A 14,035-nucleotide genomic window follows, 5' to 3' on the forward strand; every position below is an offset into this window, starting at 1 on the left:
GGGCCCGGCGCTGTCACGCCGGGCCGGGGAGCGTCAGGCGCCCAGGATCTTGGATTTCTGCGCCGCGAACTCGGCGTCGGTGATCACGCCCTTTTCCTTGAGCGACGCCAGCTTCTCGAGCTCTTCCGCCGTCGAGCCGGAGCTGCCGGTGACCGAGCGGATGTAGTCGCGCTGCTGCTTCTCCAGGCTGGCGGCGGCCTCGATAGTGTTCTCCTGCATCTTGTGGCCGCGGGCGATCAGGTAGACCAGCACGCCGAGCCAGGGGATCAGGATCACGAAGGCCACCCAGATCGCCTTGGCGAAACCGCCGAGGTCCTTGGAGCGGAAGATGTCCGCCAGGACCGAGATGAGAACCCAGAACCATGCGATGAGGAGGAAGAACCAGAACATGGACCAGATGAGATCGAAGAAGCCAAAACTATCTTCCATAGGTGTCCCTTTCGAGTATTGGACCCGCCAAACACCTGCGGGTTTAGATTTACGGTGCGTTAACTCTACTCAAAAGAAATCGATTCTCTAGACTTCTTAACGTGGCGCAAATTCGGCAAAAAAGTGTGTCATTGTTGCATGCTAGCCGATTCCCGAATGCGGGTCCGCGGCGCGGAGGAACCATGGACGCACAGATATCGGCCGACCCGCAGGCCTTCCTGCACATCCGCATGGTGCTGAGCATGATCACCAGCCTCGCCGTGGCGCGGCTGCTGACCGGGGCGGCGCGGTTCGTGCAGCATCCCGGGCGGGACGCGGTCTACCCGTTGCACCTGGCCTGGGTGGCGTTCTTCCTGATCGCGGTGATGCGCTTCTGGTGGTTCGAATACGCGCTGACCACGATCGGCACGCTGACCTTCTTCCGCTATGCCTTTGTCAGTTTCTTCGCGGCGCTGCATTTCCTGCTGGCGACGCTGCTCTTTCCCGACGACATCAAGGAATACGAAGGCTTCCGCGGTTACTTCGAGGCCCGGCGCAGCTGGTTCTTTGCGTTGCTGGCGGTCTTCTTCGCCATCGATGCCGCCGACACCTGGCTCAAGGGCGCGTCCTACATCGCGCTGACCAGCCCCGGCTTTCCGCTGGTCCAGCTTGCGCTGGTTGCCGGGGCGGTGGTGACGATCTTCGTGGCGAACCGGGCCTGGAACGTCGCCTTCGTCATCCTCGCGACAGCCGCGCAATTCCTATGGATCGCGCGGCTGCAACTTCCGGTGTCATTGCACTGAGACGGGTCAGCCCGCGACCCAGAGCCCCGCTTCCTTCACCGCCGCCATGCCTTCGTCGAGCGATTGCCACGCCCGTTCGATCAGCAGGTCGATCTCGGACTTCGAGATCACCAGCGGCGGAGAGATGATCATCCGGTCGCCGACGTGGCGCATGATCAGGTTGTTCGCAAAGCAGCGCTCGCGGACCATGTAGCCGACAGTGCCGGCCTCGGCCGCGAAGATTGCCCGGCTTTCCTTGTGCGGGGTCAGCGCGATGGAGCCCATCATGCCGACGATCTTGGCCTCGCCCACCATCGGGTGATCGGTGAGCGAACGGAACTTCTCGGCCAGGTAGGGCGCAGTTTCCTCGCGGACGCGGTCGACGATGCCTTCTTCTTCGAGGATGCGCAGGTTCTCGAGCGCCACGGCACAGGCCACCGGGTGCCCGGAGTAGGTGTAGCCGTGGTTGAATTCGCAGGCCGCCAGCACGCCGGCCACCTCGTCGCAGACGATCGAGCCACCGATCGGCTGGTAGCCCGACGACAGGCCCTTCGCGATCGTCATGATGTGCGGCCGGATGCCCAGCGTCTGGGAGCCAAACCAGTTGCCGGTCCGGCCAAATCCGCAGATCACCTCGTCCGCGATCAGCAAGATGCCGTACTTGTCGACGATGCGCTGGATCTCGGGCCAGTAGCTGTCGGGTGCGACGATCACGCCGCCCGCGCCCTGTACCGGCTCGGCGATGAAGGCGGCGACGCGGTCGGGCCCGACCTCGAGGATCTTCTCCTCGAGCTCGCGGGCGCGCATCAGGCCGAACGCGTCGGGATCCATGCTGCCGCCTTCGGCCCACCAGTTCGGCTGGCCGATGTGCTCGATGCCCGGAATCGGCAGGCCGCCCTGCGAATGGATGCCGACCATCCCGCCCAGCGACCCGCTGCCGACGGAGCTGCCGTGGTACGCATTCCACCGGGAGATGATAACATCCCGTTCCGGCTGACCTTTTTCTGCCCAATAAGTACGCACCATGCGAAGATTCGTGTCGTTCGCCTCGGACCCGGACCCGGCGTAGAACACGTGGTTCAGGTCGCCCGGCGCCAGTTCGGCCAGCTTGGCGGCCAGCGCGATGGCCGGCACGTGCGTGGTCATGAAGAAGGTGTTGTAATAGGGCAGTTCCTTCATCTGCCGGGCGGCGGCCTCGGCCAGTTCATCGCGGCCATAGCCCACGTTCACGCACCAAAGCCCCGCCATAGCGTCGAGAATCTCGACCCCCTCGCTGTCCCGCAGGTAGACGCCGTTGGCGCCGGTGATCACCCGGACCCCACGCTTGGCCAGGTCGTTCTGGGTGGAAAACGGATGCATGTGATGCGCCGCGTCCAGCGCCTGCAGCTCGGCGGTGGCCATGTGGTTCGTGATCGTGGGCATGAGACACCTCGGAATTTGCCTGAAATTTCGCTGACGCTACGCCGGGCGCTGTCGAAAGGCCATATTGCGTCGCGACGTCAGGTTTGATTGGATCGGGATTATTGGGCGCTATTCCTAACAACGTCCAACGGGAGAGACACTCATGAAGAAGACCCTGATCACGATGACGGCCACCTTGGCGCTCGGCACCTCTGCCGCGCTCGCCGAGGAAGTGCACGTCTACAACTGGTCCGACTACATCGACGAAGAGCTGCTGACGAAGTTCGAGGAAGAAACCGGGATCGACCTGGTCTACGACGTGTTCGACAGCAACGAACTGCTGGAAACCAAGATGCTGGCCGGGGGCTCGGGCTATGACGTCGTGGTGCCGACTGGCTCGTTCCTGCAGCGCCAGATCGCGGCCGGCGCGTTCCAGAAGCTCGACAAGAGCAAGCTGCCCAACATCGGCAACATGTGGGACGTGATCGCGGAGCGAACCGACACCTACGATCCGGGTGCGGAATACTCGATCAACTACATGTGGGGCACCACCGGCATCGGCGCCAACACCGGCAAGGTGGCCGAGGTGCTGGGCGAGGACGCCCCGATCGATAGCCTGGAGCTCGTCTTCAACCCCGAGAACATGGAAAAGCTGGCCGCCTGCGGCGTGCATTTCCTCGACGCCCCGACCGAGATGATCCCGGCCGCGCTGAAGTACATCGGCGAGGATCCGGACAGCAAGGACCCGGAGAAGATCGAAGAGGCCGCCAAGGTCCTCGAGGCCGTGCGCCCCTATGTTCAGAAGTTCCATTCGTCGGAATACATCAACGCGCTGGCCAACGGCGACATCTGCGTGGCCTTCGGCTGGTCGGGTGACATCCTGCAGGCCCGCGACCGCGCGGCCGAGGCCGACAACGGGGTCGAGGTCGTCTACAACGCGCCGAAGGAAGGCGCGCTGATGTGGTTCGACCAGATGGCCATCCCGACCGATGCGCCGAACCCGGAAGCTGCCCACAAGTTCCTGAACTTCATCATGGATCCGGAAAACATGGCGGCGGCGTCGAACTACGTCTACTACGCCAACGGCAACAAGGCCTCGCAGGAATTCCTGGTCGAGGACGTGATCGGCGACACCGCGATCTACCCGGACCAGGCGACCCTGGACAACCTCTACACCGTGACGCCCTACGATCCGAAGGTGCAGCGCACGGTGACGCGGATCTGGACCCGCGTGAAATCGGGCACATAATCGGTATTGCCGGCCCTTTCGGCCCGCGCGCAGCCGCGCGCGGGTCAGCCCTATTCCGGAGCCTTCATGCCGCAGAAGATCTTTGCCCCCTGGGACGATCCGACCGAAAAACCGTTGATCAGCTTCCAGAACGTCACCAAGCGCTTCGGTGACTTCACCGCGATCGACAATGTCAGCCTCGACATCTTCACCCGCGAATTCTTTGCGCTGCTGGGGCCTTCCGGCTGCGGCAAGACCACGCTGATGCGGATGCTCGCCGGGTTCGAGACCCCGACCGAGGGCAAGATCCTCCTGGCCGGTCAGGACATCGGGCCGGTGCCGCCGAACAAGCGCGCGGTCAACATGATGTTCCAGAGCTACGCGCTCTTCCCGCACCTCTCGGTCTACGAGAACATCGCCTTCGGCCTGAAGCGCGAGGGCAAGGACAAGGGCACCATCGAGACCCGCGTGGCCGAGATGCTCAAGCTCACCCGGCTCGAGAAGTTCCGCAATCGCAAGCCGCACCAGATCTCGGGCGGCCAGCGGCAGCGGGTGGCGCTGGCGCGTTCGCTGGCCAAGGCGCCCAAGCTCCTGCTGCTCGACGAACCGCTCGGCGCGCTCGACAGGAAGCTGCGCGAGGAAACCCAGTTCGAGCTGATGGACATCCAGGAAAAGACCGGCACGACCTTCGTGATCGTCACCCACGACCAGGAAGAGGCGATGACCGTCGCCTCCCGCGTGGCGGTGATGGACGAGGGCAAGTTGATGCAGGTCTCGACCCCCGACCGGATCTACGAGACCCCGAACTCGGTCTACGTGGCCGATTTCATCGGCGACGTGAACCTGATCGAGGGCAAGGCCCACCAGAGCGGCGACAACGTCCAGGTGATCTGGGCCGAGGGTCAGCCGCCGCTGATGGCCAAGACGCAGAAGGACTTCTCGCTCGACCAGCAGTGCTGGCTGGCAATCCGCCCCGAGAAGGTGTCGATCAGCGCCGAGCGGCCGCAGGCGCCCAACACCGTCCAGGGCAAGATCCTCGACATCGCCTACCTCGGCAACATCTCGACCTACCACGTGCAACTGCCCTCCGGTCAGGTGATCAAGGCGCAGGAGGCGAACACCCGCCGCATCGCGCGCCGCACCTTCACCTGGGAAGACGAGGTTTGGCTGGGCTGGACCGACACCGCGGGGGTGCTGCTCGAGAAATGATGCATCCCGCTTCATCGGTTCCGAAACACTCCGGGGAGTCGCGCGGCCGCGCGACGGGGGCCGCGCCCCCGAGGAGGCGACATGCGCCGCCTGACGCTGATCCTCGTCCCCTACCTGTGGCTGCTCTGCCTCTTCCTCGTGCCCTTCGTGATCGTGGTGAAGATCTCGCTCAGCGATGTCGCGCTCTCGATCCCGCCCTACACGCCCCAGCTCGACCTCTCGGCCGGCTGGCAGGGCCTCAAGGACTTCTTCTCGGAACTCGATTTCGAGAACTTCGTCTTCCTGACGACCGACGATCTCTACTGGAAGGCCTACCTGTCCTCGCTGCAGATCGCGGTGATCTCGACCATGCTGACGCTGCTGGTCGGCTTTCCGATCGCCTACGCCATGGCCCGCGCGCCCGAGGAATGGCGTCCGACGCTGATGATGCTGGTGATCCTGCCGTTCTGGACCTCGTTCCTGATCCGGGTCTATTCGTGGATGGGCATCCTCGCGAACGAGGGGCTGCTGAACCAGTTCCTGCTCTGGACCGGGGTGATCGACCGGCCGCTGACCATCCTGAACACCAACACGGCGGTCTACATCGGGATCGTCTATACCTACCTGCCGTTCATGATCCTGCCGATCTACGCCGCGCTCGAACGCCTCGACGGATCGCTGCTCGAGGCGGCCGAGGACCTGGGCTGTTCGCGCACCTCCGCCTTCTGGCTGGTGACACTCCCGCTCTCGCGCAACGGCGTGATCGCCGGCTGCTTCCTCGTCTTCATTCCGGCGGTCGGCGAATTCGTCATCCCCTCGCTGCTTGGCGGGTCGCAGACCTTGATGATCGGCAAGGTCCTGTGGGAGGAGTTCTTCTCCAACCGCGACTGGCCGGTCGCCTCGGCGGTGGCGGTGATCCTTCTGCTGATCCTCGTGATCCCCATCGTGCTCTTCCAGCGGCAGGAGCAGAAGCAGCGGGAGGCCGAGGGGCTGTGATGACGATGATCTCCTTCCGCACCCGACCTGCGGCGACCTTCCACGGGGAGGCCACCGCATGAGACGCCTGTCCTGGTTCAACGTGACCTCGCTGACCCTCGGCTTTGCCTTCCTCTACCTGCCGATGGTGATCCTGGTCATCTACAGCTTCAACGCCTCCAAGCTCGTTACGGTCTGGGCCGGTTTCTCGACCAAGTGGTACGGTGAGCTGCTGAGCAACCAGGCCTTCCTCGACGCGGCCTGGGTGACGTTCAAGGTGGCGCTCTTCTCGTCCACCATCGCGACGGTGCTGGGCACGATGGCGGCCTATGTCCTTGTCCGCGCAGGCCGCTTCGGCGGGCGCACGCTGTTCTCGGGCATGATCTATGCGCCGCTGGTGATGCCCGAGGTGATCACCGGCCTGTCGCTGCTGCTGCTCTTCATCAGCATCGGGCTCGACCGGGGATCTTTACCATCGTGCTGGCGCACACGACCTTTGCAATGTGCTACGTCTCGGTCGTCGTCTCATCGCGGCTGGCGACCTTCGACCGCTCGTTGGAAGAGGCCGCGCTCGACCTCGGTTGCACGCCCCTCACCGCGTTCCGGCTGGTCACGCTGCCGATCATCCTGCCGGCCGTGGTGTCGGGCTGGCTGCTGGCCTTCACCCTGTCGCTCGACGACCTCGTGATCGCGAGCTTCACCGCCGGGCCCTCGGCCACGACGCTGCCGATGAAGATCTGGTCCTCGGTCCGGCTGGGCGTCAGCCCCGAGATCAACGCGCTTTCGACCATCCTGATCTCGATCGTGACGCTCGGGGTTCTGATCGCCTCGCTTGCCTCCAAGCGCAGCGCCACGCGGCGGGCAGAAGAAGAACGGGCCGCGATCCGGACATGAAAAGACCCTTTGCCGACTATGCCTACTCGGCGGAACCGATCCGCCGGTGCCACTGGGCCGACGCCGTGCCGGGGGCCGACCTCGCCGCGCCGACCGCGCAGGGCGACATGGACATCGACTATGCCGTTATCGGCGGCGGTTACACCGGCCTGAACGCCGCGCTCAGGCTGGCCGAGGCGGGCGAACAGGTCGTCGTCTTCGACGCCGAACACCCCGGCTGGGGCGCCTCGGGCCGGAACGGTGGGTTCTGCTGCCTCGGTGGCACGCGGGCCGAGGATGAAACGCTCGAGCGCCGTCACGGCGAAGGTGCCGTGGACGAGGTGCGCCGGGCCGAGGTTGCATCGGTCGACCATGTCGCGGGCCTTCTCGACCGGCTCGGGATCGACGCCGACCGCCATTCCGAGGGCGAGACGATCCTGGCCCATTCCGAGGCCAAGATGCGCCAGCTTCGCGCCGAACAGGCCGACTACGACGCCGCCTACGGCGTGAAGACCACGCTGGTGGAAAAGGCCGACCTGCGGGCCGCCGGGCTGAACGGCCGGTTCCACGGGGCGCTCACGGTGCCGGTCGGCTTTGCCCTTCACCCGCGCAAGTACCTCGCCGGGCTGGCCAAGGCCGCCGAGGCCGCGGGCGCCCGCCTGCGCGGCCGCAGCCCGATCACCCGGATCGAGCGCAAGAGCTACGGCTACCAGCTGAGCAGCCCGGCCGCCAAGATCCGGACCCGCAAGCTGATCATCGCCACCAATGGCTACAGCTCCGAGGACGTGCCCGAATGGATGCGGTCCCGGTTCCTGCCTGCGCAGAGCTCGGTCATCGCGACCCGCCCGATGACGCAGGCGGAACTCGACGCGCAGGGCTGGACCGCGCACCAGATGGCCTACGAGGACCGCCGCCTGCTGCATTACTTCCACCTGACGCCCGACAACCGGATGGTGTTCGGCCAGCGCGGCGGGGTGATCGCCAGCGCCGGGAACGAGGCGCGGATCGAACGCAAGGTGCGCCGCGATTTCGAACGCCTCTTCCCGGAATGGAAGCATGTCGAGACGCCGGATTACTGGTCCGGCATGGTCTGCCTGACCGCCACGCTGACGCCATTCTGCGGCGCGATCCCCGAGATGCCGGGCGCATACGCCGCCTTCGGCTATCACGGCAACGGCGTGGCCATGGGGTCCTACTGCGGCGCGATGCTGGCCGACCTGGCCCGGGGCGGGACGGCGGAAATCCCGCGTGCCTTTGCCCGGCCGCCGGGGCGGTTCCCACTGGGGCCGATGCGGCGCGGCTGGTTGGCCGCGGAATACGCATTCGCCCGTCTCACCAATGCCTGAGCGCGCTGGACGGGGCCCGCACCGCGACCTAGCATCCCGGCCATGACCACCGCGCTCATCACCCATCCCGACTGCCTGAACCACGTCACGCCCGAGGGGCATCCCGAACGGGTCGCCCGGCTGAACGCCCTGCTGCCCGCGCTGGAGGGCAAGGAGCTGATGCGTGTCCTCGCGCCGCTGGCCGGTGACGACGACCTCGCGCTGGCCCATCCCGCGGACCACGTGGCCCAGGTCATCGCGCATGAACCCAAGTCCGGGATCCGGCAGCTCGACCCCGACACCTGGATGTCGCCCGGGTCGATGCAGGCGGCGCGCCGGGCGGCCGGCGGGGCGATCCGGGCCGTCGACCTCGTGCTGGACGGCGAGGCCGACAATGCCTTCGTCGCCTGCCGCCCACCCGGCCACCATGCCGAGACGCGGACCGCCATGGGGTTCTGCCTGTTCGGCAACGTGGTGATCGCGGCGAAACACGCGCTCGACCGCCGCGGGCTCGACCGCATCGCCATCGTCGATTTCGACGTCCACCACGGCAACGGCACGCAGGACCTTGCGCAGTCGGACGACCGCATCCTCTTTGTCTCGACCCACGAGATGCCGCTTTATCCCGGCACCGGCGCCCCGCAGGAGGTCGGCCCGCATGGCACGATCCTCAACATCCCGCTGGCCGCCGGGACGCGGGGGGCAGAGTACGCCCGCCTGCTGCACGACAGGATCCTGCCCCGGGTCCGGGATTTCGCGCCCGACCTGCTGATCCTGTCGGCCGGGTTCGACGCGCACGTGAACGACCCGCTGGCCGGTGTCGCGCTCGAGACGGCGGATTTCGGCGCGATCACGGCGGCGCTCTGTGCAATGGCGGGGGAGACCTGCGGCGGGCGCGTGGTGTCGTGCCTCGAAGGCGGCTACGACCTCGACGCGCTGGCCGAGAGCGGCGCGCTGCATGTCGACGAACTCATCGCGGCGGGCGCGCGCGGATAGCGGCGCGGGGGCGCTGCCCCCGTCGCGGCGCGGCCGCGACTCCCCCGGAGTTTTCGGGGCAAGATGAAGTGCGGGGATGCGGCGCCGTTCCCCTTTGCACCCGCCGGACCGCGCCTATATGGTGCCGCCAGTTTCGCAGCGGAGGCCCAGGATGTCCGATCAGCCCGTCGATGAGATGACCTTTGAACAGGCGATGAAAGAGCTTGAGGATGTGGTCGCCAAGCTGGAGCGCGGCGACGTGCCGCTGGACGAGTCCATCGGGCTCTATGAACGCGGCGCCAAGCTCAAGGCGCGCTGCGAGAAGAAGCTGAAGGAAGCCGAGGAAAAGGTCGCCGCGATCACCCTCGACGCGCAGGGCCAGCCGGTCGGGATCACGCCGGTCGACCCGCAGTGAGCTTTGACGCTGCACTCGCGGCCGCGGCCGACGAGGTCGGCGCGGCCCTCGACGACCTGCTGGCCGCGATGCCCGGCGACGTCGGCGCGGCGATGCGCCACGCGGCGGCGGGCGGCAAGCGGCTCAGGGCCTTTCTGGTGCTCGAAGGCGCGCGGCTGCACGGGATCGACCCGGGCCGCGCGATCTGGCCCGCCATGGCGATCGAGGCAATGCATGCCTATTCGCTGGTGCACGACGACCTGCCCGCGATGGATGATGACGACCTGCGCCGGGGCTTGCCGACCGTTCACGTGAAATGGGACGAGGCGACCGCGATCCTGGCCGGCGATGCGCTGCAGGCGCTGGCCTTCGAATGCGCGGCGCATCCTGAGGCCGGCGGCACCGAGACGCGGGCGGCGCTGGCGCTCAGCCTCGCGCAGGCGGCCGGGGCGCGTGGCATGGTGCTGGGCCAGGCGCTGGACATCGCGGCCGAAACCGCCGTCGCGCCGCTGACCATCGACCAGATCACCGCGTTGCAGGCGGGCAAGACCGGCGCGCTCTTCGAATGGTCCGCCACCGCGGGCGCGCGGATGGCGGGGGCGGACATGGCGCCGCTGGCCGACTATGCGCGGGCGTTCGGCCTTGCCTTCCAGATCGCGGATGACATCTTGGACGTAGAGGGCGACGAGGCCGACACCGGCAAGCGGGTGCAGAAGGACGGCGCCGCCGGCAAGGCGACCTTCGTGTCGCTGCTGGGGCTGGAACCCGCCCGCACCCGCGCCGCCGAACTGGCCGAGGCCGCCTGTGCCGCGCTTGCGCCCTACGGTGACGCGGCTGAGAACTTGCGGGAGGCCGCCCGCTTCGCTATCTCGCGCCGAAGCTGACGGCACCGCCCGCCGACGAACGCCAGCCCGGAGGGGCAGCCATGACGAACCGACCCGAAACCCCGCTGCTGGACACCGTCCAGACGCCGCACGACCTCAAGCGCCTGAGCGACGCCGAGCTGCGCCGCCTGGCCGACGAGCTGCGCGCCGAGACGATCAGCGCGGTGAGCGAGACCGGCGGCCACCTGGGCGCGGGCCTGGGCGTGGTCGAGCTGACCGTCGCGCTGCATGCCGTCTTCGACACGCCCCGGGACAAGCTGATCTGGGACGTCAGCCACCAGGCCTATCCGCACAAGATCCTGACCGGCCGCCGCGACCGCATCCGCACCCTGCGGCAGGAGGGCGGGCTGTCGGGCTTCACCAAGCGCAGCGAGAGCCCCTACGACCCGTTCGGCACCGCGCACAGCTCGACCTCGATCTCGGCCGCGCTCGGCTTTGCCGTGGCGCGCGATCTGGGCGGCACCACGCCCGAGGGCATGGGCGACGCCATCGCGGTGATCGGCGACGGCGCGATGAGCGCGGGCATGGCCTTCGAGGCGATGAACAACGCCGGCGCGCTCGGCAAGCGGCTGATCGTGGTGCTGAACGACAACGAGATGTCGATCGCCCCGCCGGTCGGCGCGTTTTCCTCCTACCTCTCGCGGCTCTACGCGGGCGCCCCGTTCCAGGAGTTCAAGGCCGCCGCAAAGGGCGCGGTCAGCCTGCTGCCCGGCCCGTTCCAGGAAGGCGCCAAGCGGGCGAAGGAACTGCTGAAGTCGGTGACCGTGGGCGGCACGCTGTTCGAGGAGTTCGGGTTCTCCTACGTCGGGCCGATCGACGGGCACGACATGGACCAGCTGCTGCCGATCCTGCGCACCGTCAAGGCGCGCGCCACCGGCCCGATCCTGATCCACGCGATCACGAAGAAGGGCAAGGGCTTTGCCCCGGCCGAAAGCGCCCGCGACGGTGGCCATGCGACCGCCAAGTTCGACCCGGTCACGGGCGAGCAGAAGAAGGCCAAGTCGAACGCGCCCGCCTATACCAATGTCTTTGGCGAGACGCTGGCCCAGCTGGCCGAGAAGGACAGCCGCATCTGCGCCGTCACCGCCGCCATGCCGGACGGCACCGGGCTCAAGCTCTTCGACGGCCGCTTCCCGTCGCGCTGTTTCGACGTGGGCATCGCGGAACAGCATGCGGTGACCTTTGCCGCCGGGCTGGCCGCGGGCGGCATGCGCCCGTTCTGCGCGATCTATTCCACCTTCCTGCAGCGCGGCTATGACCAGGTGGTGCACGACGTCGCGATCCAGCGGCTGCCGGTGCGCTTTGCCATCGACCGGGCCGGGCTGGTCGGGGCCGACGGTGCCACCCACGCGGGCAGCTTCGACATCGCCTACCTCGCGAACCTGCCGGGCTTCGTGGTGATGGCCGCGGCCGACGAGGCCGAGCTGAAGCACATGGTCGCCACCGCCGCGGCGCATGACGCGGGCCCCATCGCCTTCCGCTACCCGCGTGGCGAGGGCGTCGGCGTGCCGCTGCCGCAGGACGGAGAAATCCTCGAGATCGGCAAGGGCCGCATCGTGAAGGAGGGCAAGGGCGTCGCGATCCTGTCCTTTGGCACCCGCCTTTCCGAGGTCGAGGCCGCCGCCGAGGCGCTCGGCGCGCGCGGCATCGTGCCGACCATCGCGGACGCCCGCTTTGCCAAGCCGCTGGATCGCGAGATGATCCTGCGGCTGGCGGCGGAGCACGAGGCGCTGATCACCATCGAGGAGGGCGCGGTCGGCGGTTTCGGCAGCCATGTCGCGCAGCTCCTGTCGGACGAAGGCGTGTTCGACCACGGGCTCAAGTTCCGGTCGATGGTGCTGCCCGACATCTTCATCGACCAGGCCAGCCCCCGCGCGATGTACGACGTCGCCGGGCTGAACGCCGCGGATATCGAGGCGAAGGTCCTCGAAGTTCTGGGCGTCGCGCAGCTGAGCGAACGCAAGGCCTGAGGCTCCGCCTCAGGTCGCGGCGTTCACCAGCATCCAGATCGTCCCGACGGCCAGCGCCGACCAGGCATAGCCGGCGAGGATGAAGAGCCCGTCGCGCGCCAGCAGGCCGAGGGCGAAGAACGCGATCCCTGCGGCAAAGAGCGAAGTCACCATCGGCAGGATCTCGAGCATCGGGATCATGGCGCAGATCAGCGCGATCACCGTCAGGGTGACGGCATTGGCGCTGCGCGTCACCAGCACCGTCAGCCGCCGGTGCGTGCGCCTGTCGATCCATTCGGCCGGGCGGCGCATCCAGGCGTTGGCCCGCCGCAGACGCGCCGCGGGCACCCGCCGCCGGGTCAGCCAGCCCGGCAGCCAGACATGCGGGCGGCCGATGAGCTTCTGCACCGTCACCAGCAGCATGAAGATCGCGCCGAAGGTCGGCACTCCGGGGATGCCCGACAGCGGCGAGACGAGGATCATCGCCGGGATCAGGATCAGCGGCGCGAAGGAGCGCACGCCGATCTCGCGCATCATCTCGCCCACCGTGATGTTGGTGCCCCGCGCCGCGTCGTCGAGCGCGTCGAGGACATCGGACAGTCCGCGCAGGGGCCGTCCGTACAGCGTCGTACCCGCGGCGCGCGCATCGGCGATCGGGGGCGGAGGGGACATGTCGAGAACACTCATCCAAGCCGTAACGCGCAGAGCGCCGTCCGGTTGCATAGAGTTAGATCAAGACGCCTCTTCGTCCAGCAGGGCCCGAAGCCCGTCGCGGTAGGTGGGGTAGCGCAGCCTGACCCCCAGCTCGTCCTTGATGCGGTCATTCCGGACCCGCTTGCTCTCGGCGTAGAAGCTGCGTGCCATCGGCGTCATCTCGGCGGTGGCGAAGTCCTCGGCCGGGGGCAGCGGCAGGCCCAGCAGTTCGGCCGCGTGGGCGATCACGTTCTCGGGCGGGGCCGGGTCGTCGTCGCAGAGGTTGTAGACCGCGCCGGGGTTCGGTCGGTCGATCGAGGCGGCGAGGACCTGCGCGATATCCTCGACATGGATGCGGCTGAAGACCTGCCCGGGCTTCACGATCCGCCGGGCGGTGCCGTTCCGTACCTTGGCGAATGGTCCGCGTCCGGGACCGTAGATGCCGGCCAGGCGGAAGATGTGCAGCGGCAGGCCGGGGATCGCCTGCCATTCGGCTTCCGCCGCCACGCGCCACTGGCCGCGCCGGGTCGAGGGGGTGAGCGGCGTCGCCTCGTCCACCCAGCCGCCGTCATGATCGCCGTAGACCCCGGTGGTCGAGAGGTAGCCGACCCAGTCGAACGCCGCGGCCCGCGCGGCGATCGCATCGCGCAGGTTGCGCAGCATCGGGTCGCCCTCGGCATCCGGCCCGGCCGAAACCAGCAGGTGCGTGGCCTCGGACAGGGCCTGCGTCAGGTCAGCGCCGGGAAAGACATGCGGGATCACGCCCTCGCCGCGCAGCGCCTCGGCCTTCTCGGCCGACCGGGTGGTGGCGTGGATGGTCCAGCCGCGCGGCAGCAGCAGGCGGGACAGGGCGCGGGCGGAATAGCCGTGGCCGAGGGATAGCAGCGTCGTCATCCCCCCGAAATGCGCCGGATGTACGCCGCTGGCAAGGGCTCGCCCCTTGCGTTTGGCCGACCAACC

The 14,035-nt window shown here is 67.6% G+C and carries 13 protein-coding genes and 1 pseudogene; 10 read left to right on the plus strand and 4 right to left on the minus strand.

Going from position 1 to position 14,035, the window contains the following annotated elements:
• Positions 1–33 precede the first annotated feature (33 nt).
• The gene (locus ACE2AC_RS14445; RefSeq protein WP_375688133.1) at positions 34–429 is read right to left on the minus strand and encodes an SHOCT domain-containing protein; all 396 of its coding nucleotides are present in this window, start codon (positions 427–429) and stop codon (positions 34–36) included.
• 182 nt (positions 430–611) lie between these two features.
• On the opposite strand from ACE2AC_RS14445, the gene ACE2AC_RS14450 reads away from it, so the two are divergent.
• Positions 612–1,211, plus strand: a complete 600-nt coding sequence (locus ACE2AC_RS14450; RefSeq protein WP_375688134.1) for a hypothetical protein — start codon at positions 612–614, stop codon at positions 1,209–1,211.
• Positions 1,212–1,217: 6 nt separating this feature from the next.
• Here ACE2AC_RS14450 and ACE2AC_RS14455 read toward each other — a convergent pair whose 3' ends face one another.
• Positions 1,218–2,612 carry an aspartate aminotransferase family protein gene (locus ACE2AC_RS14455; RefSeq protein WP_375688135.1) on the minus strand — a complete coding sequence of 465 codons (1,395 nt, stop codon included), beginning with the start codon at positions 2,610–2,612 and terminating at the stop codon, positions 1,218–1,220.
• Positions 2,613–2,754: 142 nt separating this feature from the next.
• Between ACE2AC_RS14455 and ACE2AC_RS14460 the strand changes: the two genes are divergently transcribed.
• The 9 genes and pseudogenes from ACE2AC_RS14460 (at position 2,755) to dxs (ending at position 12,403) form a co-directional block, all read left to right on the plus strand.
• Positions 2,755–3,840, plus strand: coding sequence for a polyamine ABC transporter substrate-binding protein (locus tag ACE2AC_RS14460; protein ID WP_375688136.1), 1,086 nt, complete (start codon positions 2,755–2,757; stop codon positions 3,838–3,840).
• A 66-nt stretch (positions 3,841–3,906) separates the two neighbouring features.
• Positions 3,907–5,028 carry an ABC transporter ATP-binding protein gene (locus tag ACE2AC_RS14465; protein ID WP_375688137.1) on the plus strand — a complete coding sequence of 374 codons (1,122 nt, stop codon included), beginning with the start codon at positions 3,907–3,909 and terminating at the stop codon, positions 5,026–5,028.
• An 81-nt stretch (positions 5,029–5,109) separates the two neighbouring features.
• Complete coding sequence (locus ACE2AC_RS14470) at positions 5,110–6,003, plus strand: ABC transporter permease subunit (RefSeq protein ID WP_375688138.1); 894 nt, start codon at positions 5,110–5,112, stop codon at positions 6,001–6,003.
• A 58-nt stretch (positions 6,004–6,061) separates the two neighbouring features.
• Positions 6,062–6,876: pseudogene (locus ACE2AC_RS14475) on the plus strand (ABC transporter permease).
• The gene (locus tag ACE2AC_RS14480) at positions 6,873–8,201 is read left to right on the plus strand and encodes an NAD(P)/FAD-dependent oxidoreductase (protein ID WP_375688139.1); all 1,329 of its coding nucleotides are present in this window, start codon (positions 6,873–6,875) and stop codon (positions 8,199–8,201) included. The pseudogene ACE2AC_RS14475 and the gene ACE2AC_RS14480 overlap by 4 nt, the downstream one beginning before the upstream one ends.
• Positions 8,202–8,243: 42 nt before the next feature.
• Complete coding sequence (locus ACE2AC_RS14485; protein ID WP_375688140.1) at positions 8,244–9,176, plus strand: histone deacetylase family protein; 933 nt, start codon at positions 8,244–8,246, stop codon at positions 9,174–9,176.
• A gap of 151 nt (positions 9,177–9,327) precedes the next feature.
• Entirely contained in the window at positions 9,328–9,570 is a 243-nt protein-coding gene (locus tag ACE2AC_RS14490; protein ID WP_375688141.1) for an exodeoxyribonuclease VII small subunit, read from the plus strand.
• Entirely contained in the window at positions 9,567–10,433 is an 867-nt protein-coding gene (locus tag ACE2AC_RS14495) for a polyprenyl synthetase family protein (RefSeq protein WP_375688142.1), read from the plus strand. Before ACE2AC_RS14490 ends, ACE2AC_RS14495 begins: the two co-directional genes overlap by 4 nt.
• Before the next feature lie 41 nt (positions 10,434–10,474).
• The gene (gene dxs, locus ACE2AC_RS14500; protein ID WP_375688143.1) at positions 10,475–12,403 is read left to right on the plus strand and encodes a 1-deoxy-D-xylulose-5-phosphate synthase; all 1,929 of its coding nucleotides are present in this window, start codon (positions 10,475–10,477) and stop codon (positions 12,401–12,403) included.
• Between the two features lie 9 nt (positions 12,404–12,412).
• Here the strand turns inward: dxs and ACE2AC_RS14505 are convergent, their stop codons facing one another.
• Positions 12,413–13,069, minus strand: a complete 657-nt coding sequence (locus tag ACE2AC_RS14505; RefSeq protein WP_375688144.1) for an exopolysaccharide biosynthesis protein — start codon at positions 13,067–13,069, stop codon at positions 12,413–12,415.
• 45 nt (positions 13,070–13,114) lie between these two features.
• Positions 13,115–13,969, minus strand: a complete 855-nt coding sequence (locus ACE2AC_RS14510) for an SDR family oxidoreductase (protein WP_375688145.1) — start codon at positions 13,967–13,969, stop codon at positions 13,115–13,117.
• Positions 13,970–14,035: the final 66 nt, after the last annotated feature.

This window comes from Pseudooceanicola sp. LIPI14-2-Ac024 (assembly GCF_042188925.1).
Classification (GTDB): Bacteria; Pseudomonadota; Alphaproteobacteria; order Rhodobacterales; family Rhodobacteraceae; genus Pseudooceanicola.

Coding starts and splice junctions, on each gene's coding strand:
- ACE2AC_RS14445 (WP_375688133.1), bottom strand. CDS start 429: ATGGAAGATAGTTTTGGCTTCTTCGATCTCATCTGGTCCATGTTCTGG.
- ACE2AC_RS14450 (WP_375688134.1), top strand. CDS start 612: ATGGACGCACAGATATCGGCCGACCCGCAGGCCTTCCTGCACATCCGC.
- ACE2AC_RS14455 (WP_375688135.1), bottom strand. CDS start 2,612: ATGCCCACGATCACGAACCACATGGCCACCGCCGAGCTGCAGGCGCTG.
- ACE2AC_RS14460 (WP_375688136.1), top strand. CDS start 2,755: ATGAAGAAGACCCTGATCACGATGACGGCCACCTTGGCGCTCGGCACC.
- ACE2AC_RS14465 (WP_375688137.1), top strand. CDS start 3,907: ATGCCGCAGAAGATCTTTGCCCCCTGGGACGATCCGACCGAAAAACCG.
- ACE2AC_RS14470 (WP_375688138.1), top strand. CDS start 5,110: ATGCGCCGCCTGACGCTGATCCTCGTCCCCTACCTGTGGCTGCTCTGC.
- ACE2AC_RS14480 (WP_375688139.1), top strand. CDS start 6,873: ATGAAAAGACCCTTTGCCGACTATGCCTACTCGGCGGAACCGATCCGC.
- ACE2AC_RS14485 (WP_375688140.1), top strand. CDS start 8,244: ATGACCACCGCGCTCATCACCCATCCCGACTGCCTGAACCACGTCACG.
- ACE2AC_RS14490 (WP_375688141.1), top strand. CDS start 9,328: ATGTCCGATCAGCCCGTCGATGAGATGACCTTTGAACAGGCGATGAAA.
- dxs (WP_375688143.1), top strand. CDS start 10,475: ATGACGAACCGACCCGAAACCCCGCTGCTGGACACCGTCCAGACGCCG.
- ACE2AC_RS14505 (WP_375688144.1), bottom strand. CDS start 13,069: ATGAGTGTTCTCGACATGTCCCCTCCGCCCCCGATCGCCGATGCGCGC.
- ACE2AC_RS14510 (WP_375688145.1), bottom strand. CDS start 13,969: ATGACGACGCTGCTATCCCTCGGCCACGGCTATTCCGCCCGCGCCCTG.